The sequence below is a fragment of the Halioglobus sp. D3-4 genome (assembly GCF_055809315.1).
The window spans coordinates 134,607-155,673 of sequence record NZ_CM147907.1 but is presented as its reverse complement, the minus strand read 5'-3'; the positions used below and the strand labels follow the sequence as shown (position 1 = coordinate 155,673).

The window sequence follows — 21,067 nt, the reverse complement described above, 5'->3', positions numbered from 1 at the left end:
TTTCATCAACTGCCTATCGGCTGGGACCTAAAGACAAATGTCTTCCTTTTGGTTCTATTCCGTTAACTGGCCAGTAAGTGTGGGTTAGCACCAAATGGATATCACATCAGGCTCTGCAACAATAGAGGAACTTGCGCAAACCGCTCAGGTCGCTGCCAGTGACAGTGGTACTTATATCCAGGTTCTCGGTATTGTCCTCATCTATCTCCTGTCTTTTGCTGCAGCCCACAAGGTCCGCAACAGTATCGGCCTCACTCAGAATGAGCCACTGGAGAGCGCCCATCCGGTGCGCAAACTCGGGTACAGAATCGGCGGAATACTCTTTCCACTATTTGCTATTGTCCTGCTGCAGATATCAACAAAAATCAGTGAAACCCTGACATTTACACCCTGGCTAATCGAAACCGCCTTGGCCATTGCTGTTTTGCTGTTTTTTAACTCGTTAATACGCGTCTTTGTTCAAAACCCACTCGCCGCATCCCTGTTCAGATGGATTGGCCTACCTATATTGCTCTTGCACCTACTGGATCTGCTGCCGACTGTCATCAGCGCTCTGGAGGAAATATCGCTGCATGCGGGCAACTTCAGCATCTCCGCCTACGGTGTCGTGAGGGTCCTTATTTTTGGTAGCTTTCTCTTTTGGCTGGGCCGCGCGTCCAATAATTTTGGCAAGGCTGTCATCAGAAAGCAGGACTCGCTCGATGTGCCGACCAAAGAGGTCTTCAGCAAGCTGTTTGAGATTGCGATTTTCGGCATTGTCGCACTGTCGCTGCTCAATATTATGGGCGTCAGCATGGCCACGTTGGCAGTCTTTGGCGGAGCTGTCGGCGTTGGCCTCGGCTTGGGCTTACAGTCTATCGCTTCTAACTTTATCTCCGGCATCATCATACTGCTCGACCGCTCACTGACGGTTGGTGACTTTATAGAACTGGAAGGTGGACAAGTGGGCTTTGTCCGGGAATTCAGGATGCGCTATACCATTCTGGAGACCTACGATGGTAAGGATATCCTGGTTCCGAATGAAACCTTCATTTCAACCTTGATGGTGAACTGGACACACAAGGACCCCAAGCAACGATACCGCGTTGATTTCTCGGTACCCTATTCCACTGACGTGCGCAGTATGGTCGAGTTAATCAAAGCGGCAGTGGCTGAACACGAGCAGGTGGTCAGTGGTCCGGATGTACCGTTTGAGGAGAGACCCGACTGTGAAATAGACAGCTTTGGAGACTCCGGGATCAATATGTTTGTCGAATTCTGGATGATCGGTGTCGATGACGGCAGAAACCGGGTTGGCGGAGATCTGATGCTGATTATTCTGGAGACGCTGAAAGAAAACGGCATCGAAATACCCTTTCCGCAGCGAGAAGTTAAGATTCTCAATCCCGGGCAATAAGATACGCCGCAGAACCGGCTGGGGCAGGACCGGTATTGTTGCACTCGTCGCGCTAAAGCACTGCAACTGCCGGCCATATCCACACGGCATTGGCCTGCCCGGCTGCCCAAATTTCGTACAGATTGGCCTGCATAACAGGGCGCTTTGGGGTATGATCGCGCGACTTTTTAACACTTCGCTTCGGCGCGCTATTAAGGCTGCAATCATCAATCAGGCGCTGGCAGATCGCGTTACGCCCAAAAGCACAGTAAATGGTAATTGAATGAGCAATTCGGACAAGAAATGTGTTGGGTTCGTGAGTCTGGGTTGCCCCAAGGCACTGGTCGATTCCGAGCGCATTCTCACACAACTCAAGATGGACGGCTACGACATCGTACCCACCTATGAAGGTGCGGATGTTGTCGTCGTAAATACCTGTGGATTTATCGACAGTGCCAAACAGGAGTCTCTGGACGCGATCGGTGAGGCCATCAGCGAGAACGGCAAAGTGATCGTTACAGGCTGCATGGGGAAGGGGGATGACGCGCAATCCATTAAGGCTTTACACCCCAAGGTATTGAGCGTTAGCGGGCCTGCGGCGTACGAAGAAGTGGTCGGTGCGGTACACCAGTATGTACCCCACACACCCGTGTACGATCCCTTTGCTGACCTGGTTCCGCCACAAGGCATCAAGTTAACCCCCCGCCACTATGCCTATCTAAAGATTTCCGAGGGCTGCAACCACCGCTGCAGCTTTTGCATCATCCCCGATATGCGCGGCGACCTCGTCAGCCGGCCCATCGGTGACGTGATGGAAGAAGCCGAGCGTCTGGTGCGAGCCGGCGTACGTGAGTTGCTGGTTATCTCACAGGACACCAGCGCGTACGGTATAGATACAAAGTATCGCACCGGGTTCTGGAACGGCCGCCCATTGAAAACCCGGATGCAGGAGCTGTGCGAGGCACTGGGCGAATTCGGAATCTGGGTACGGCTGCACTATGTATACCCCTACCCGCACGTGGATAAAGTGATACCGCTGATGGCCGAGGGCAAAATTCTGCCCTATCTCGACGTGCCGTTTCAGCACGGCAGCCCCGCCGTACTCAAGCGTATGCAACGGCCCGCCGCAGCAGAGAAGTCGCTGGAGCGGATAAAAGCATGGCGCGACATCTGCCCGGATATCACCCTACGCAGCACGTTTATCGTCGGCTTCCCCGGGGAAACAGAGTCGGAATTTGACGTATTGCTGGACTTCATCCGCGAAGCACAACTCGACCGGGTTGGCTGTTTTCAGTACTCCCCGGTCAAAGGTGCGCGTGCCAATGCACTGCCCGACCCCGTCGCCGACGAGGTGAAGCAGGAGCGCTGGGAGCGCTTTATGGCACTGCAGCAGGAAATCAGCGCTGCCAAATTGCAATCCAGAATCGGCAGCACTATTGAAGTTCTGATCGATGAGGTCGATGAACACGGTGCAATAGGTCGCTCCAGCGCCGACGCGCCGGAAATCGACGGTAAGGTGTATCTGGACGGGGCCACCAGCCTGCACCCGGGAGATTTTGTAGAGGGACAGGTCACTGCCGCCGACGAGTACGATTTGTGGGTCGGCTGAACTCGCTGTGAATCTGCTGCTGTTTAGTGACGCCGATCGACGCAGTGCCAATCGGGTGACCGTGCACGACCGTCGCTTGCAGCACCTGCTGCAGGTGCACCGCGCCCAGGCTGGCGACACACTGCGCGCAGGCGAAATCAACGGCCTGATGGGCGAGGCCAGGATACTGCAAATTGACGATAAGGCCGCCGTACTGGATGTTACGCTGGATCAGCCTCCGCCCCCGAAACTGCCGCTGTCCCTGATACTGGCCTTGCCCCGCCCGAAAATGCTGCGCCGTATACTGCGCAATGTGGCTGAACTGGGTGTCGCTGAATTGCACCTTATCAACAGCTACCGCGTGGAAAAAAGCTACTGGCTAAGCCCCGTACTTGAGGAGGCGACTGTGCGGGAATACCTGTTACAGGGCCTGGAGCAGTCTCGGGATACCCGTCTGCCCGCAGTTCACTACCACCGACGTTTTAAGCCCTTTGTGGAAGACAGCCTACCCGGGTTGCTCACAGGGCGAATGGCACTGCTGGCCCAGCCCGGCGAGCATCCGCCTTGCCCGCGAAACATCGGGCGGCCTTGTCTGCTGGTTATCGGGCCGGAGGGCGGTTTCATCCCCTACGAGGTGGAAAAACTGCAGGACAGCGGCTGCCAGCCGGTCTCCCTTGGCACGCGTATCCTGCGCGTGGAGAACGCCGTTACCAGTTCGTTGGGGCGTTTATTCTAGCCGCCACAGCGCGAGCATGCCCTTTCGCCCCACGCCAAAAAACCCACCGACACACAATATTTTAAACTCAGAAATGACTTTTTAAACGCGGCCTGATCAAACCCGCTCCGAGCGTAGTATTTGCGAGAACATAGTGCTAGCTTCCCGCTTGGCTTTGGAGTATCTCGCAACTGTTCCGAATCCAGTGAAAAAGTCACAGTGACTTCCCGTGCAGAAGTTACGCGATTGCTTCTATTATGATGTTAATAACATAAGAGACTTGAGAGGCCCTACAATGTCTGCAAAAAAACGTTTAATCGTATCTCACCTCTCGGCCGTAGTAGCCGCAACCTCAGCGGGAGTCATACCTACTGTAGCGCTGGGCCAATCCATGCTCGAAGAAGTGGTGGTCACCGCGCGTAAACGGGAGGAAACACTGCAGGAGACACCCGTCGCTGTATCGGCCTTTTCTGGCGAAAACCTGCAGGAACTGGGCATCAACGATATTTCTGACCTGACCAGGGTCGTACCCAATGTCGATATGTACTCCGGCAACGGTACGACCGGTGCAGCCAACGTCTTCATCCGCGGTATCGGCGCCCGTAATACCGGTGTGAACTTCGACTCCGGCGTGGGCATTTATGTCGACGGCGTCTACGTATCACGTGCAGACGGCGCAGTGCTCGACAATGTCGATGTGCAGAGTGTGCAGGTATTGCGCGGCCCGCAGGGCACGCTATTTGGCAAGAACACCACCGGTGGCGCCATTCTCTACACCACCAACAAGCCCAATGAAGAATACGGCGGTCACGCGGAAGTCCGGGTTGGGAACTACAACAAACTGGACAGTAAGGTTACCGTCAACGTGCCGTTGATTGGCGACACATTGATGTCGCGTTTCTCTCTGTATAAAACCAAGAATGACGGTTACGTGCAAAGCGAAATACCGGATAACCTGCCGGCACAGGCTGTCGGCAATTCACCGTTTATCGAGGATGAGTACAACGATATCGACCGTTGGGGAGGCCAGGCTCAACTGCGCTGGGTAGCCACAGATGACCTCATTCTCGACCTGAACTACAACTACGGTAAAACAGACCAGAAGGCCACCGGCCAGGACTGTCAGGTAGTGACAAATATACCGGGTGCCGGCTGGCAGGCGGGATTACAGGACAACTCGGTAATAATACCCTCGACAGGCCAGTCGATCGCCGACTGGTGTCAGGCAAACCACGATCTCGGTAAAGACAAGATCATGGCCAACGTGACGCCCAACCGCTACAGGGCTGAGGTGAACACACTATCGCTCACCGCTGACTGGGATATCAACGATAATTTGAACTTCAAGAGCATCACAGCCTGGCGTAACACAGAGGGCGGTGAAGCCAACGAACTCGATGCAATAGGAATCTCGTTGCTGGGCCGCAGTAATTACATGGGCATCGGTGCCGATGAGCGGAATACCGACGCCTACAGCCAGGAATTCCAGTTGGCGGGTAGCGCATTCGATGAGAAACTCGATTATGTGGTTGGTGTCTTCGGGTTCCACGAGCATACCGACAAAGGTGCCGCCTCCTCGCCTACCGGCCCCTTCTTCAACGCGCCCGCACCTATCGGGAACGCTAGCACAGCCTTCTACATCAACAGCCTCACCGAACTGCTGGCGAAAAACTCATCAGCCTCACTTTTCAGCCAGGCCGACTGGCATTTTGACGATTACTGGACGCTGACCGTCGGCGCACGATACACCTGGGAGGAGCGCAAACTGACGCGCAATTTCATGATTCCCGATATAAACACCATGGCGACCTCAGGAACAGTGACTCAACCATTCCCGGGCCTTGCGCCTCAAGTCTACGCCTTTTCCGATGGTGGACAGTCATTCAACCCCAATCACGGGTTCGTCACAGAAATGATAGACGGGATGCCCGACCCGACAGCCAACCAGACGCAGAGGTATGACAAGACCAAGGTTACCCCGATGGCCAGCATCCAGCGTACCTTTGACGGTATCGGCTTTATGGACTTCGGTAACGCATACTTCACCGTCGCCAACGGCTTCCTCTCCGGCGGCCTGACAGACACCGTGGATACGGTCACCGGCCTGATGGGTGAATACAAACCGGAGGAGGTCTGGAACTATGAAATAGGCTTCAAAATGGACGCCTGGGACAGAAAACTGCGGCTGAATACAGCGATTTTCTATACCGATTACCAGGACCGGCAGCTGTCCACCGTCAGGATCAGCCCGGAGGGCCGTATTTCGGGCGCTCTGATCAACGCCAAATCCTCATACATCTCAGGTATTGAGTTTGAGGCAGTGGTACTGCCGATCGAAAACCTGCAGCTCACAGCCAATGTGACGTTTAACGACAGCAAAATTGACGAGTATGAAGATGAGCAGATCCGTGCGGTTCCCCCCGCAGGGGAGCCCATCCCGGACGGTTGCTCTGAAATCGTGATTCCGGGCTCTGGCCAAACTGTTTTGAACTGCGATATTGATCGCTCCAACGAGAGCCTGCCGCGTCTGCCAGACAGTGTGTTCTATCTGGCAGCACAGTACACGTTTGAGACAGAGTACGGCACGATCGTACCGCTACTATCGGCGTCCTATCGCACGAACCTGAATAACTGCTTTGACGCGTCCAGTTGTGTTTCCGGCATATGGAAAGTAGACCAGACAGATGTCACAGCACGCCTTACATGGAACTCACCCGATATGGCGTGGCGTGTCACCGCTTGGGGTAACAACCTGACCGACGACCGCTATGTTCAGGGCGGCACACCGCTGGTAGACAATACCGGCGTGGCAGCCACCAGCTACAACCTGCCGCGCACCTACGGTATCGAGGCCGCTTACACCTGGTAAGCTGACTCGCAAAACGGAGCCCGGCATGATCGTCCATCACGCCGGGCTTTTTTTCGTCCCGCATAATCTGCAGCAAGAGCCACTGAACACCGCCTGCATCCGCAGATGCGTTCACCCTAAGCGTTGCACAAACCCTCCGGACAACTCACTCCGGTGCCGCCCAGCCCACAATAGCCGCCAGCCTTGTGGAGCAGCCCCTTTTCTATATGGATACCATGTGACGTGAAGAAAACTCCTAACTTATCTATATTTATCATAATGTTACAGGCCTCACCAAGAAAGAGGAGTTCATACATATATGAAATGCTGCTATATGGATGTATGGATGCACCTATCGCTACGTCTCTGTGGGCGAAAAGCCATCATCGAGTCCAAAGCTGACACATGGTCGGAGAATTTACAAGAAGTTGGCCTCTTATGTGCCTAGGGCACATAGCATCTAACAATGAACTGCTCTAAAGTCTTCGATCTGCCATAAGAACCACGAAATCTGCGAGCGGCACTTCCGCGAACTCGAAGACTACTTGAAAGTCGCTAGTACAATCGGAAAACTCTCCTGAGAGCTGCCTGAGCCTCTTCTTTGTAAAGTAATTTGTTACAAATGAAGAGCCCAAGGCATCAGCCAACCAGGTTTCAGACTGCTTTATCGCCTTCCTACAAGATGCTTGCAGCTCCTTTCGCCCCGCAACATCTGCCAGCACTGGCAACGGCCTTCCCGAAATTAAAGTCATTGCAATATCAAACGGTAGTCCATAGCCCGTGCGCTTGTATGTCTGCCAAGCAGCCAATACGGCAAAATATCTCCTCCCGAGAGCTGACTGCTGACCACTACTGGCGAGGCGTATAAACTTATCGTAGTCTATGCTAACTAAAGCGCTCATGGTTGCTGGATTATCAGATGCAAGCTCAATACAGAAATTCGTAGATTTTTTACCCGAGTGTAGCTCCGTCAGCCTCACCAAACTATCGGACTCGACTGCATCTGATAACTCGTAGAACGCAACCTTCGCCCTAGCACTTGTCAAATTTGGCTCATCCAAAAGATAACGGAGAGTCGACGTTTTGATCTCGTAGTATTGTTTTTCTGTACCTTCAAACCTCGAAAAATTCGCAAGTAACGAGAACAACAATCTCAACTTGATTGAAGCTCGCCCCAGCCCCGGAAAAGCCATCAAATCCAAAGATACGGCTATTTCTCGCCCAATACTAGCAATTACCCTTTGTGGAAAGTTTGGCTGCACAAGGAGCCTGCTTTCTCGTGATTCAGGCTCAGATGGTGCTTGATTGGCCAGCTCGCCAGCGCTATCAGGTTGACTTATAAATTTCGTAGGAAACAGCCTTCTCGATTGAGAAAAGGGGCGTGGATGCAAGTTTTCACACTGATCCGTGCGCAATTTTTTTAACACATGTCTAGCATCCTCTTTCCAGGTCTTCATGAGAAAACTTTTGTTTAGGATCTCCCAGCTTTGCCCCGGCCCCAATTTACTGCACTGATCGTATGATCTAAGGATCAACCTCTTTTCTTCTTCACTAATTATGGCGTCGGATGTACCTGGAGGAAATTCTGCCAAAACAACCTTGTGCCAGCCTTCATATGCAGTCTCCTGGCCGTAGAACAAAATTGTATTAGAGATGACTCTATCCAACTCAGAAGACCCAGAGACATACAAACCATTCTCGCCGACTGTTTTCCCAATATAGGAAATTATTTTTGTGCCTTGGAGAGAAAAAAAGATCTCATAGATATGCGGACATTCAACGTCCGCTGGAGTTCTTCTAATTATGGGCATGTCAAAGAGTTGACGCTTTCCAGGTTGACACAGTAGAAGACAGGACCTCTTGATTGCTTATCCTCCAAAAGCGCTGCCATCTTTTACCCTCACCAAAATGAGCATTATAGCCCGTGGTGTTTTTGCGCTCAAATGTCAATATTTCTTACCTTTGGGTAAGAGGAAAGGCAGTGGATCCTTTACTGAGCAAACTCGGCCAGCAAATCAAAAAAATTCGTCGGGATAAAAAGGTCTCGCAGGAGCAACTCGCCAACATGGCAGGTATTGACCGAAGCCACATAGGATTTATTGAACGAGGGAAAAAGGATATCCGAATCACAACTCTAAAGCGGATCGCTGACGCACTTGACGTCCCTATTGTTGCCTTTCTGGAAACAAACTAATCTAAGAATCATAGTAGTCAATACTTTCTATTCGATCACGCAGATGCCCCCTTCAGCAATGATGCTTTGCTGCTTTATATACTCGCAATGAAAAAGAGGTGGTGAAATGACCAAAGAACAAGCAGGCGAATCCATTCGAAGGAGCGCTGGAGAGATCGGCAAACTCTTAAGTCGAGTTGAAGATGCGCTTGCTCCATCAAAGAGTCTGGTAACCCGAGCGGAGAAAACCTTATCGCTGCTTAATGCAATTTTTCAAGATGTGTTCGCGCAGGCCGAACGCGACAAGAAGATCGCTCAATATGGGTGGTTCCCGCATGCGTGCCTCGCACTTGACGACATAAGTGCGGAAATAGACAAAACCTCCCAGGACGTCGACGGCTTCGTGATGAGGTACATAAAACAAAACTGGGTCGACATTAGGAAGACACTTGAAAGTAACGATGCTTATCAAGAACTTGGTGGCGACCATCAGGAGACAATGCGTCAGTGTCTATCTGCCCACGAGGAAGAGCTGTTTCGGTGCATACCGCGAACCCTATTCGCCGAGATCGAAATGGCATCTAGAGGGGCGCTCGAGGGAGTTCAACTAAACAACAAGATCAATGCCGGTCTGAAGCCAGTTCTCGCAGTACTAGGCGATCTGCCTGTTTCACTACTTCCACCCGAGATGAGGGCAAGTGTTGTTTACGAGGTTCTCACGGAGCATGTATATAGAGATTCCCGGCACCAAGATTCGGGATTTCAACTCCCTAATCGCCACGATCACATGCATGGATATTCCGAGCAACACGCCACGTTTCAAGATAGCATCAATATGCTGCTACTAGCAGACACAATGTTCAAGATATTGGCGATATTTGCGCGACTCAAGAGGGAGCTTCAGGAAGAGCAGGACGTAGCGAGCAACGAGAACTAAAAGGGAAAGACAACATCACTCCTTAATTTTTAATCCACTAGCGCACCGCTGCTCTGTACTTTACTAAGCGGCAGCTCTCCGCAGAATCTAACCCTAGGTTTCGGCCCATATTTTCCCCGAATTCCGTGAAAGCGCGCTACAGGGTTAGCGATTGGTACTACAATGACTACCAGGACGGGCCTGAGCTATAACACCCAAATCAACTTGAACAAATGCCTAGGCAAAAACCTACAAGTGCACCTGACTAAGTTCAATCTACTTCAGGCACTGCGCCAACACCGCTTCCATTTCCTTTTCCGGCAAGGCCTCAAGGAGCTTCGTCCCACCCTTAAGATTGAGAGATGCCATGACACCACGAAACCTTTCTCGCTCGAATAATAACTTATCTTTCTTATAAGACGAATCTAGTGCCTTGATTATTGAAGAAAAAACAACCTTGCTCTGAGATGTTGTTGGTCTCTCAATAATATTTGCTCTAACATCATACATATGCAATAAAAGCGTTAGCGCCCTTTTCAGGCTGACACCATCTACACGATCACACAATGCGGCCATCCACCAAAGTCTGGATGCAGCATTATCCCTCTCGAACCCCCTAGCATCTCTTACAAAATAGTGCGTCCGTATATGTTTTACTGCTTTTTCGTCATCATCTGGAATAGGCCATCTATTGCGCGAATAGGCTAGCAAATGCAAGTGCACGAGGTGCGCCCATAATCGATGATCACGAGCCAGGTATGGAGTCAGCCCATTTAGTGATTTGTATATTCGAATACAGTTGTTCACTTCATCATGATCATCAGCAGAACAAGCTACTTTGGCAAGTTCGGTAGCGTCGATATCAAGCTCAGTCTCTATATATGCAGATGGGTCGATGGCAAGCGACGCAAAATCTCCTTCACGGTACGAGTCCAGATTGGCTTCTACGTCCTTGTATAGCTCTTCGAGTTTTGCTTGTTTAAGTAGAGTAAGCTTCACTCTGCACCTCCTTCAAAAACATAGGCTTTTAATAAAGATAGTGGCGACTTCATGAGCTTTTGCGCAATAAAGTATGGCTCCCCTTTCTCTATGTCGCATCCTATATTGTGTGCTTGTCGTGCAATCACCTCAGCCCACTTCAAATGTGAGTAGTCTGCGGAATTAGTTTGCAATTTTGCGATCGCCTGCATAACCGCAGCGAAATAGATCGAGTTCACCAAAATGATCCTGTTTTTTTGGTTGTTTCTAGCGTCATCTATTGCTTCTTTAGTCTTCTGATTTAGCCCTATCTGAATATGTTGATCATCAAACCCCACTGTCCAATCACCCTCCGCGAGACCATCTCTTTTGACCAGATCAAAGACAGACGTGACAGGTTTGAACATATCTCGGTCAATAAAAAAGACCTGGGGTTCGTCTTGTGCCAGCAGATCTCCGGGACCATAAGAGAACTTCCCTTTACCAAACTCAGGGTTAATATCAGGGCACGAGAAAGTCTTGATAGATTTTTGAACGACAACGAACGAGTCAACCCTCACTTCTCCTCGGAGAGCATTAGCATCCATCTCGATCACCGCCACTTGATCATGAGATGAAATAACCTCGCGAAAGTAAGTGTCCCGGCATGAGACAATCGACACATAAGCAGCTTTCTTTTTCCCGATTAGCTCGTCAATTTCAGGTACTGATATGGCATACTCCAAGTTTACTTTCGCCTCACTGGATCCAGCTGAGATATCGAATTCGACCGCAGCCTGAAACTCTGAATCAATAAAGTCATCGCTATGCGGACGGAGCACTGGGTAGGGGTAAGCTTTGTTGTAATCAAACTTCATCAGCAATCACCTTCATCGCGCCATCAAACTTTTCAGCAAGCGTGACTTCGAGGCTTACCCTCTTTCCCGCACTAACGCTTAGTTTCACCGAGCCATCTTTCGAAATCTTACCGGCTGAAGACTTGGAAACATTAACCAAATAATCAGCGTCAGCACCAGCTTCAAACAATTGAATCGAAACTTTCCCCGACCTTGTCGGCGTAAAGGAAACTACCCTCGAGTCAGGCCCATCTACCACAGCCCTAATATCATTAAGCATGATAGAGTTCCCAGCGCTACCCGAACTGCCCCCTTTCGAGCTACCACTTTCACTTGAGCCGCTATCGGAGCCACCGCTGCCACTACCTTTTCCGCCGGATGAACCGGAGCCCCCCCCGACTTGAGCGCCAAGCATTCTAGTTTTGATAGGTTTGGCCCTGATAATAACTTGCCCAAATGGATTAATCTCATCCATCCCTTTTCCTGACTCTTCATCACCCTCGTGAGCAAAGAACTCTTTCAATTCATCAATTTCGGTAACTTCGGCTACCGGGTCTTTTGCATGCCTTTTTAGCGAATCGCGGACCCACTTAGCCAGCTCACGAAGCGCTTTTGCACCACGGGCTTGCTCTTTTGCACCATTTAGCCGATCTGGCTCAAAGTCATCATGCTTGGGGGGCTCCATAGCCCGCAGTAAAGCATTACCTTTCTCACTATGAAAACGAACTACAGCAGCGAAATCCTTAAAATCATAAAAGCTCTTTAGCCCGTCCAAATAGTCAGAAATAAACATGCCATTTCTTAAAATTGCGACACTCTTTGGCAAATCTTCCCCCAACAATATCCTGAGCTCACATAACCCTAGCTCACGGTTCTCATGCTCCTCGACTACAACATCAGGCGTATCATCAAGCGACCGTAGATAGTGCGATCCACGGTCAAACCTCTGGGGTTCATCTTTAATTCCATCCAGTTTGGAACGGATTTTGGTATTAGCCAATAAATCGCTGATGGTTCCTTGGTCTATGACATATTTGTCGGTAATTTCGACACGAAGCTTTCCATCGAAAATTGCACCGAAAAAATTCTCCGCCAAAGAAGCAACCAGATGATCCTCCCAATCCTTTACAGGTTCAAACCCCAACAATGCGAGATTACTGCCCACAGAATCTGGCAATTCTTTTTCGTCGGCACACCTCAGTAACCAATCCGGAATTTGCTCATTTGCTCCGATTACGGGCTGACACCGGTCTGCCACACCCCAAAAGCCATATCCTTGTCGTCTCTTTCCTTCAAGGTCGTGCGACATTAATACGGACTTGGCTTGAGTGAACTGCTCGTAATCACCTGTAACAGTCTCAAACACCGTGGATACGAAGATGGTACGAAGCTTTGAGTTTGCATAGGGTGCAAACTTACCTATACCAAATGAGCCTACCGAACTAGGATCAGGCTTAACACTCTGCCCCTTGGCCTTCATAAAGGCGTAGTACGGAGTTCCGTTCTCACAAGGCCCCCTCATGCCCTTGGTGTTGTAGTCCGATATTGTCAAAACTTTCAGTCTTTTCTGCTTCAACAATTTCACAGCATTTTCAAAAAATGCTTTTGCCTTCGGGCCTTCAGCATCAGCATCAGCCAAACACGCGTTCATCGTCGCTTTCAGCTGATCAATTCCAGGTACTGAATCAGTCAATACCGAACTCACATGAAATCTGAGGTCGACAATTCCTTTGTCGACCGCGTCCATAGAATTTTGGGTAACTTCCCGAGCAAGGCTTCTGATTGGACTACCTGCAAAATGCTCTATCCCAGGGTCATTAAATCCGTCCCACTGGTCCGCGTCGTCGATCGGGTGGTTCCATCCTATAGCATCATCCATTACTTACGATCCCTCTCTATTTTCTCGTAAACGGCCTTGCCTAATAGCTTTGCTACCGGCACACACACAGAATTTCCTATCTGCACATACCTCTTAGAACGAATAACCTCATCAGGGAACTTGAAACCGCGCTCAAAACCCTGCAATGAAAGGCATTCGTATTCAGTCAGCTTTCTAAGACCGCCAGCATCCATGATGAACGGCACATTATGTCCGCCTAGGCCCATGTTGGCGGTTAGTGTGGGGCAAACATTTGGATCTTTCGCTCGTACGAAGTACTTCCGCAACTGGTAAATAGCACGCGGCTCATCTATGTGCTTACTAATAAGCTTGTGATAGCGATTTTCCTTTGGAAGGTAATAAAAATCGTCGTCTAACTTCGAGTCAAATTTTATGTGCTTCTCTAAGCTCTTTTTCGCCCTGGATCTCTTAATTGGAAAGTCAATTCGCCCATTTCTAAATCGACTGGTAGAGAACGCGACCATGAAAAGTCGATTACGTTGCTGCGGTAGTGGAGTGATATCCCAAGAATTGAGCTCGGCACTATTCGCTTCGCGAAACCAATACCCAGCACGCTTGATCTCTTTGGAAACCTCAAGAAACCACTCTCCACCATTCCCAATCTTCAAGTACGGGGAATTTTCCAGAACCAGCACTGACGGTCGATCATCTCCGAACTCTCGTAAAATCCGGATTACCTCGTAAAAAAGCTTCCCTCGCTCGTCTTCAAACCCTTTCTTGTCACCAGCTCCCGAAAAACTCTGGCAGGGAAAGCCTGCATGTAATACATCAACAGGGCTAAGACTATCCCCGCTAACTGAAACATTGCGAATGTCAGCTGGCGCGTCGCCATGTTTAATTACCTGGACGTCTGGAAAGTTCTTCTCGTAGGTAGTTACTGCCGCCTGGTCATTTTCAATCGCCCAAGACGTAGCTATTCCAACGGATTTGAAGCCGCTACAGAATCCACCTATTCCCGCGAAAAGCGCGGCTGCTTTATACTCATGGCTCATTCGATCACAGCTTAAATTCTTCGGGTGACACTTCTTTAGAGTCCTCAAACTGACGGGCTAACTTATCCACCTCAACCTGGATTGCACCAATTAGCTTTCTTGCTTGCTCATTCGAAAAGTCATAATTTCGACGGTTTGCAAGATTACCCACTAAACGAAGGTCCTTAATTACGCGGTTTACTCTCTTATTAGCGAGCTCAACAAATTTCGCGGACTTATCCCTACTCATGACATATATAGCTCAATTAATAGACAATAATGGCTCGAAAATGAAGGAAATTAATGCACAAGCAGGGATAATAGCAACTTTATGATTATATGGCTACATTTTTTATATGTAGACTACTAGAAACCTCTAAGATAGATCTGAGCTCTTTATTTTTTTATATTTCAGCTAGATACGGAAACGTGCCTCACTTAGGCCCTCGAACACTCTAATAATGCCACCTAACCCTATTTGAGCGCCAACAAAATTTCGAGCTCTCGAGCAAGCCCACAGCGACTTATTAGACCAAAGGCAAAAACAGCTACAAAATAACGCCACACTCCATTACTCGGCACGATGTATCGAAGCATGCCGAGGCAGAATCATCTGCCCTTCCGCCCTAACCTTCAAATTCTGTCTGACCCTTTCTTCCTTGCTTGCTGCATCATACTCCCTCCTGGAGACCGAAATGCTTGCACCATGGGACCTAATACATTCGTGCGACATTAAAAATTCTCATGACCAGTGTTCGTCGACAATATTCTCACTTGCATCACCATAGATCGAGAAATTCGGCAAAGATATTTTCCGGATGCTTTAATGCTCTTCGAATTGATTTAATGGAGCCCCACTGTATCTACATATCGTTTTCAGACGAAGCAAAGCGCTTTAGGACAGCCATTTCTTTGCTCGACAAGTACCATTTATGATCTCCGTCAAGCTCAACTATTTCCTGATCTTCTCTCCGATGAGAAATCAACCCACTGCCGTCCTTATCCGGGAGCTGTAAAATCTTCGCTACGGCTCCACGCAACACGCTCACTTCTTCATCGAGGCGTACTGGGTCACTTATCTGCAATCCCATACACGCTGATGGCCCACGGGAAACTGAGGCGCCGACATCTATAGGGTTCTCTCGCCGCTGCCGCATCAAATCTTTGCGTAATCCATTCGTGATAGATATCTGAGCTGAGAGCTTCGTTCGAAGCGTATCTATGCACTCTCTAACTATGGCACTTAAACCAGCCTCGGGGTACGCTTTAGCAGACTCGGCCTTTCCGCTTCGCGTCAATGGCCTTACGAACTTTTTTCCCTCTTCATACTCATACTTTCGCGCTGCGATATACCGCTTCCAATCAGTACTGCCCTGGACAGTCGAATGAGCGGGGCCACCTACCAGCCTAAGTACTTCTGAGGCCACTCTGGCGACAGATGAATAGTTCATTAGCATCTTATGCTCTTCAATGTGGTCACAGGCCTTCACCAAATTTTCCAAAGTCTTCTTCCCCTTGGTGTCGGCATGAACTTTCCGTAGCTCCCGATATACCTCCGCTGAACTTCCTTCATCATTACTCATTCGAATCAACTCCCCTTGGTTCCAAAACAAACTTCGAAGACGCGGGCATCAAGCTCTCTAATGTAGGCTTCTCGCCTCTAGCCTGTGAACTCATCGCATTGTCAAACAAATCTCCAAGATAGGATCGTAGCGATGTGAAAAGGTCCTTGTCTGTGGCGATAGACGACAATCCCTTGTCGCTATCGAGCGCTTCTTGCACTGAGCCTGCCCCAACCATTGAAGCCATCATCTCTGACGCCAAGAAAGCTACTTTGTCACGAGTTGACTCATCGGAAATTCTGATGAGCAAGCTACTTGGATCATCATGAATGAGCAGTCGGTCCACAAAATCCCTTAACTGCCTTCTACTGAGTTCACTGGCTTTATCAATCCCTCCTTGGATGTGCGCACCAAGTAGGGTCTGTCTCGCAAGCTGAAACTCGCCACTTTTCTCAAGCCTAAGCTCGATCTCCGGGGCTGCTTCCTGTCTAGTCATGCTCGAGAGAAGAATTAACCCTGAATCCTCTCCCTGCTTGTCCCGTATAAACTCCACGTATTGATCCAGCTGTTCATGGCATTCTCTAAACATCTCAAACCTATTCATCCACTCTTGGACTTTCGGAGCCAACTGTCTTTCTATTTCTTCAAGCTGGTGAGTCAACTCTTCCATTTTCTGCTGGTCCTGGTATGTGTTCTCAGAAAATCTTAGGTTGGTGAGTTCATGGGCGGTTGCGATCTGCTTCTTGCCATGTGAGCGAATCTCGATAAAGAGATCATTTAGCACAAAAGCCTGCTCGAAAAGTTGTGAAGGAGTGACAGCAAAGAACCGACAGTTTCCGCACCCACTCTGAACTGTCTGGAACTTCACGAGACTCTGATACTCCTCTTTTAGCATCCCCTCGTGACAGCCAGTACGACCGGCCAAGCATAGTCCTCCATGGGTCGAAGTTACGCCGGAATAGTTTTTCTGATCAATCTGTAGGACCGGTATAAGATTGTCCTGGAAAGCAGGGTTAGTTGTTACAAATCTTGACTCTAGATCAGGTGCTTCAGCACTTTTTCCCCACCCATCAAAGAGCCCGGACTCAGCGATTTTTCCAAGAAGTAGCGATTGAACGAAATGTGGATCTGCTTTGTTATACTGCAAAGTCATCACTGGCGTAGCGTGACCGACAACCATTTGAACAATTGGTAATGGTATACCTAGCTCAAGGAGATAACTGATACCGAATACTCTTGAATGGTGCCCTGGCCATCTACATTTTTTGCCCTTGTAAGCTCCATTGCGTCTGCCTACCGATTCTGTAAGAGTCGCGCTTACCCCTTGATCGCGTAAACGCTTCTCTGCTTCAACTGCAATAGCACTAAATAGAGTTTCAATCCGTGCAGACGTAACTGGTAAAAATATCTGAGCTCCGTCTTCACGATAGTGCGGATTCGATAGATCTCGAAAGATCGGCGTGAGATATGGGTAGCAACACTTTTTTGACAGACGCGACTCGTTGTCTCCGAATTCCGAAAACGTTACCGGAGTTGGATTAGGATCATATTTTTCCAACCATGTAACCTGTTCCTCTATCAATTCCCAAGGGCGATCCAACCACTCCTCTTGGCGCAAAGTAAGCGCAATATCGCTATTCTGAAGCTGTGTGGAGCGCGGCCACCAACACTCATACCCTCTTCTTGCTTCAGGATTCCACATCTGAGTCTTGTTCGTGCAGACAAATAGACAAGCAGTTTCCTCCATAGTTACGGCGTCGGTTATTGGTTGAATCACTCCAGTAGCGCGACCATAGAATCGCTCGTGGCTTTCACCAGTATCGGGATGAACCCAGCCACTAAGCGGATGATTGTTCTCAACATATTTGTGTTTAGAACAATCCCATCTACGCTGATCCAATAATCCCTGATCAAGCCATTGAATTTGATGCCTACGAATCCCAAGAGACAGCTGGAAAGCAAGGGCTCTAGCCCTAGAAGGGCACCAAATTCTCTCTACACTACCGGCGTCCTCACCCCTATGCTCAAACCAATCATAGCCCAGCTCATACTTAACAAAATGGAACGTTGGAACCCCATCACTATCCGGCGAGAGCAATACTTGCATCATTGCCTCATGATAGTCATTTGGCAGCCGCGTTCTCAGCGTTGCTCCCTTATTTTTTTTCCCCAAAAATGGATTTTCCAAGGGCTCAAATATGTCGCTTTCAATAAGCCGACTCGCCAGGTCTGCGACTACTTTTTCATTGTTGCAGACCATTCTGAAGCCATGAGCCGCTGCATTCCAACGGTCCCATTTACCTTCACGTTTATCTACGTAAGCAAAAAATGTATCTTCTCGCTCTGGATTACTCACATCTAGAAGATCACTGATGCGGATATCTCGTGGGCTCGCAAATCCTCTCTCATACCATGCCCACTCGATAAGGGAGATCACCTTCTTCCGCTTAGTTCCCTCAGCTGCTTTTGAGCTATTGATAATGATCCTTGTGTAACACACCCATGGCTCCGGAAGAGATTCTTTTTCTACCCACTCAATAGACCCTCTTTTAGGTATCTTACCTCTTCTTGATTTGTTTCTATGTAACGTTTTCAGCGGGAATCGCTCGCCACCTTTTGTCTCACCATAGGCATATAATCCCGTGCCAAATGCCTTATTGAGAAGCTTAGAATCAGGAAACGGCTGCACGATATCACTTATATTTGCCGGAACATCATCAATCGTATCGATGGTGCTTGAAACAAGGATATTTAGTACAAGCCGGCGCCATGAGGTAGCGATTTTTTCTCCTAACGCTCTATCTGAAAGAACTTGATCCACGAACTTCAGGTTAGCGCTAGGTGTATACTGGAGGTAGGCTACGAGCTCATCGAGTGGTGGAAAAAGCAACTTCTTGCGAAAACGCAACATTGCCAATGCGGCACGACTAAGTGCTTGAGCAACCTTAACGAAGCTGGCATTTGAGAGAGACGATTCACCCCATCCCTCCGGGAAGTACCATCCGCTTTCTAGCAGTAACGCCTTATAATCACTAATTGTTTGATCATTCACCTTGGTTATATTTTTCAGCCTCGCTGCAATCGTCATGCGCTGAACGGTATCGAGACCTGACAAATCTTGGTGGGACCAAAGGCGCATATTTTGCTTTGATACCTCACCTCCAAGCTGCGCTACTGGAATCGTATTTCTACGACAAACTACCTGAGGATTCTGAATTATCTCTCGCGAAATTACAGTGGCAACACCTCCAATTTGGTCTTCTTCAGTGTGGAAATTTTCTTCAGCCCAGCTATAGATCGAGTCCCATCCACTCCCATTTGGTAACGCTAGTTCACGTTGAAGGTGTGTATTAGCGATTAGAAATTGCGTCTTCATTGTGCCGTGAGTAGGCCAGAGTTCACAGGAATGTGTACTTCTCCGTCGCCTGGTTCCTACTCTCAACCAACTTTCTATAGCTTGCGGGAGAAATTCATCTAAATATACAAATACCAATTCCTCAACTCCCTTCGCGGAGAGTGTTTCATCCAATACAATAAAGTCGGATAGACTTTGGTTAAAGACGACTTTTTCTTTTGACCAAAACCCCTCTGCTTCTGTGACATTGTTTGCAGTTACGAGTACAGCTCCATTTTCTAGCATTTGCTATCTCCAGCTCCCTAGTAGTGCTTTTTGCTCTTCCCCACCAGGCAATACATAGAACTGCTTTTCCGTAGGAATTCCTTTCATAGCGTCTTCAATACTCTGCCGAACTTTCTCGTGAGAAAGGTGGTAGTAAACCTCTGTTGATGTCGTCGAATAGTGATGCATGGCAATTTTTGCAGTGGCCAAATCTAAACCCGCAGAAGCCATGCAGTATCCATACATGTGACGTAGCGAATGCTCGCCCAGATTGGTGTTATCAAGGCCTATTCGCCTTAGGGCACGCTTCCATGCCTTTGTAGATGAAGAGATCGACCATGGGAGGCCGAGGTGATCTCCATGCACATCTATAAAAAGCCAGGGGTGATATGGCCAGCCCGGAGGTCGACTATAGAAGTACCTTTCCATATATTCGTCGTAGGCACGAGCGAACCGAGCTGCAAGATTCGGATGTAGCCAATGAGCAAAATTGAAGTGGACAACCCTACCGTCCTGTAGCGTCATTTCTTTTGGGTCGTGGTAAGTCATACCTTTCCAACCCGAATACATAGAATCGTTTAGGGAGTAAGAAGTTCGATTTCTGAGTTTATAGAGCTTGGGCCTGGTCTCGCGAAACCTACTATTCTCGAAACGGTCGCGAAGATAAAAATCACGGCTTTTTTCGATAGAGCGACCGTCCTTCTCGTAGATATATCGCCCTTCAACTGGGTGATCCAATCTTATTTGACGTTGACCATTAACTTCCAGAGGCAACACATCGTCGACAAACAGGTGTAAAGGCTCACTCATCCGAAGACTACACCCACCCTGTAGCAACCATGCCATCTGATCCCTCGGATTCGGTGTTGTCTCTATAAGCTCTTCGAAGCGCCCCAAAGGAAAGGCGCGCTTCGCTACAAAACTCCCTCGTTTCAAACTTCTATGCTCGAAACGAAACGGTTCAAAATTTCGGGACTTAATGGACCTATCAAGAGATCCTGTGAGGTGAAAGGTTGGCGACCACTGTTCGCGTTGACGCCATCGACACCATGTATCCCACGCAGACATCATCCGAGATTCAAACGGCGCTAACGAGATCGCTTCATGGTGGGCCACATGCCACTCGTCAAAAAGACAGATTGATTTCCATATTTTCTGTAAAGTCTTTGTGCGCCGGATGGGTTTCCAGCCCAAAGATTCACAACCGTTTTCTTTCGCCGCAAGAAAATCAGGTATAAGACTATTAGCCTTCTGCTGGTCAAGCTCTCTATCCTGATACCGGTGATAGTGAAAATCATAAAGCGACATCAAGTGATCAATATGGGCATTCAAGGTAGATTCAGGCATCTTTCCGCGCATTAACCAGTAGATCCACTGGTTAATGACGTAGCCCTTCTCCCCGTCTGCTAAGTAGATCATGGGAAAAGGCCGACCACTAAAATCGGTACAATCAGAGATCACTTTTACGTGATATTGCCTGGACATCTATACACCCCTGTTTATTCATACAGTATTTGTATGATATACGGGTGGATAACCCTCCAGAAAGGTCAAAAAGCGGCTTTTATTAGAATTTCAGGCTCTTT

General features: G+C 48.9%; 14 protein-coding genes. 6 read left to right on the top strand and 8 right to left on the bottom strand.

Going from position 1 to position 21,067, the window contains the following annotated elements; all coding sequences use genetic code 11:
- Nucleotides 1-94: 94 nt before the first annotated feature.
- The 4 genes from AC0L6S_RS00690 (at nt 95) to AC0L6S_RS00675 (ending at nt 6,547) form a co-directional block, all read left to right on the top strand.
- Entirely contained in the window at nt 95-1,396 is a 1,302-nt protein-coding gene (locus AC0L6S_RS00690; RefSeq protein WP_473426494.1) for a mechanosensitive ion channel family protein, read from the top strand.
- A 262-nt stretch (nt 1,397-1,658) separates the two neighbouring features.
- Nucleotides 1,659-2,984: a 30S ribosomal protein S12 methylthiotransferase RimO gene (rimO, locus tag AC0L6S_RS00685; RefSeq protein WP_473426493.1), complete on the top strand. Its 1,326-nt coding sequence runs from the start codon at nt 1,659-1,661 to the stop codon at nt 2,982-2,984.
- Nucleotides 2,985-2,991: 7 nt separating this feature from the next.
- The gene (locus AC0L6S_RS00680; protein WP_473426492.1) at nt 2,992-3,699 is read left to right on the top strand and encodes a 16S rRNA (uracil(1498)-N(3))-methyltransferase; all 708 of its coding nucleotides are present in this window, start codon (nt 2,992-2,994) and stop codon (nt 3,697-3,699) included.
- Between the two features lie 274 nt (nt 3,700-3,973).
- Entirely contained in the window at nt 3,974-6,547 is a 2,574-nt protein-coding gene (locus AC0L6S_RS00675; protein ID WP_473426491.1) for a TonB-dependent receptor, read from the top strand.
- 455 nt (nt 6,548-7,002) lie between these two features.
- On the opposite strand, the gene AC0L6S_RS00670 is transcribed toward AC0L6S_RS00675, so the two are convergent.
- The gene (locus AC0L6S_RS00670; protein ID WP_473426490.1) at nt 7,003-8,337 is read right to left on the bottom strand and encodes a hypothetical protein; all 1,335 of its coding nucleotides are present in this window, start codon (nt 8,335-8,337) and stop codon (nt 7,003-7,005) included.
- A 170-nt stretch (nt 8,338-8,507) separates the two neighbouring features.
- Here AC0L6S_RS00670 and AC0L6S_RS00665 point away from each other — a divergent pair, with 170 nt between their 5' ends.
- A complete protein-coding gene (locus AC0L6S_RS00665) occupies nt 8,508-8,720 on the top strand; it encodes a helix-turn-helix domain-containing protein (RefSeq protein WP_473426489.1) in 213 nt (70 codons plus the stop codon).
- 106 nt (nt 8,721-8,826) lie between these two features.
- A complete protein-coding gene (locus tag AC0L6S_RS00660; protein ID WP_473426488.1) occupies nt 8,827-9,636 on the top strand; it encodes a hypothetical protein in 810 nt (269 codons plus the stop codon).
- 255 nt (nt 9,637-9,891) lie between these two features.
- On the opposite strand, the gene AC0L6S_RS00655 is transcribed toward AC0L6S_RS00660, so the two are convergent.
- The 7 genes from AC0L6S_RS00655 to AC0L6S_RS00625 form a co-directional block, all read right to left on the bottom strand.
- A complete protein-coding gene (locus tag AC0L6S_RS00655) occupies nt 9,892-10,614 on the bottom strand; it encodes a DUF6339 family protein (protein ID WP_473426487.1) in 723 nt (240 codons plus the stop codon).
- The gene (locus AC0L6S_RS00650) at nt 10,611-11,450 is read right to left on the bottom strand and encodes a hypothetical protein (protein WP_473426486.1); all 840 of its coding nucleotides are present in this window, start codon (nt 11,448-11,450) and stop codon (nt 10,611-10,613) included. Before AC0L6S_RS00650 ends, AC0L6S_RS00655 begins: the two co-directional genes overlap by 4 nt.
- Nucleotides 11,440-13,308, bottom strand: coding sequence for a hypothetical protein (locus tag AC0L6S_RS00645; protein ID WP_473426485.1), 1,869 nt, complete (start codon nt 13,306-13,308; stop codon nt 11,440-11,442). Before AC0L6S_RS00645 ends, AC0L6S_RS00650 begins: the two co-directional genes overlap by 11 nt.
- On the bottom strand, nt 13,308-14,321 hold the full coding sequence (locus AC0L6S_RS00640) for a DNA cytosine methyltransferase (RefSeq protein WP_473426484.1): 1,014 nt from the start codon (nt 14,319-14,321) through the stop codon (nt 13,308-13,310). Before AC0L6S_RS00640 ends, AC0L6S_RS00645 begins: the two co-directional genes overlap by 1 nt.
- 842 nt (nt 14,322-15,163) lie before the next feature.
- Nucleotides 15,164-15,883, bottom strand: a complete 720-nt coding sequence (locus tag AC0L6S_RS00635) for a hypothetical protein (protein WP_473426483.1) — start codon at nt 15,881-15,883, stop codon at nt 15,164-15,166.
- Nucleotides 15,876-19,502: a VPA1269 family protein gene (locus tag AC0L6S_RS00630; protein ID WP_473426482.1), complete on the bottom strand. Its 3,627-nt coding sequence runs from the start codon at nt 19,500-19,502 to the stop codon at nt 15,876-15,878. Before AC0L6S_RS00630 ends, AC0L6S_RS00635 begins: the two co-directional genes overlap by 8 nt.
- Before the next feature lie 3 nt (nt 19,503-19,505).
- Complete coding sequence (locus tag AC0L6S_RS00625) at nt 19,506-20,966, bottom strand: tyrosine-type recombinase/integrase (RefSeq protein ID WP_473426481.1); 1,461 nt, start codon at nt 20,964-20,966, stop codon at nt 19,506-19,508.
- Between the last annotated feature and the right edge of the window lie 101 nt (nt 20,967-21,067).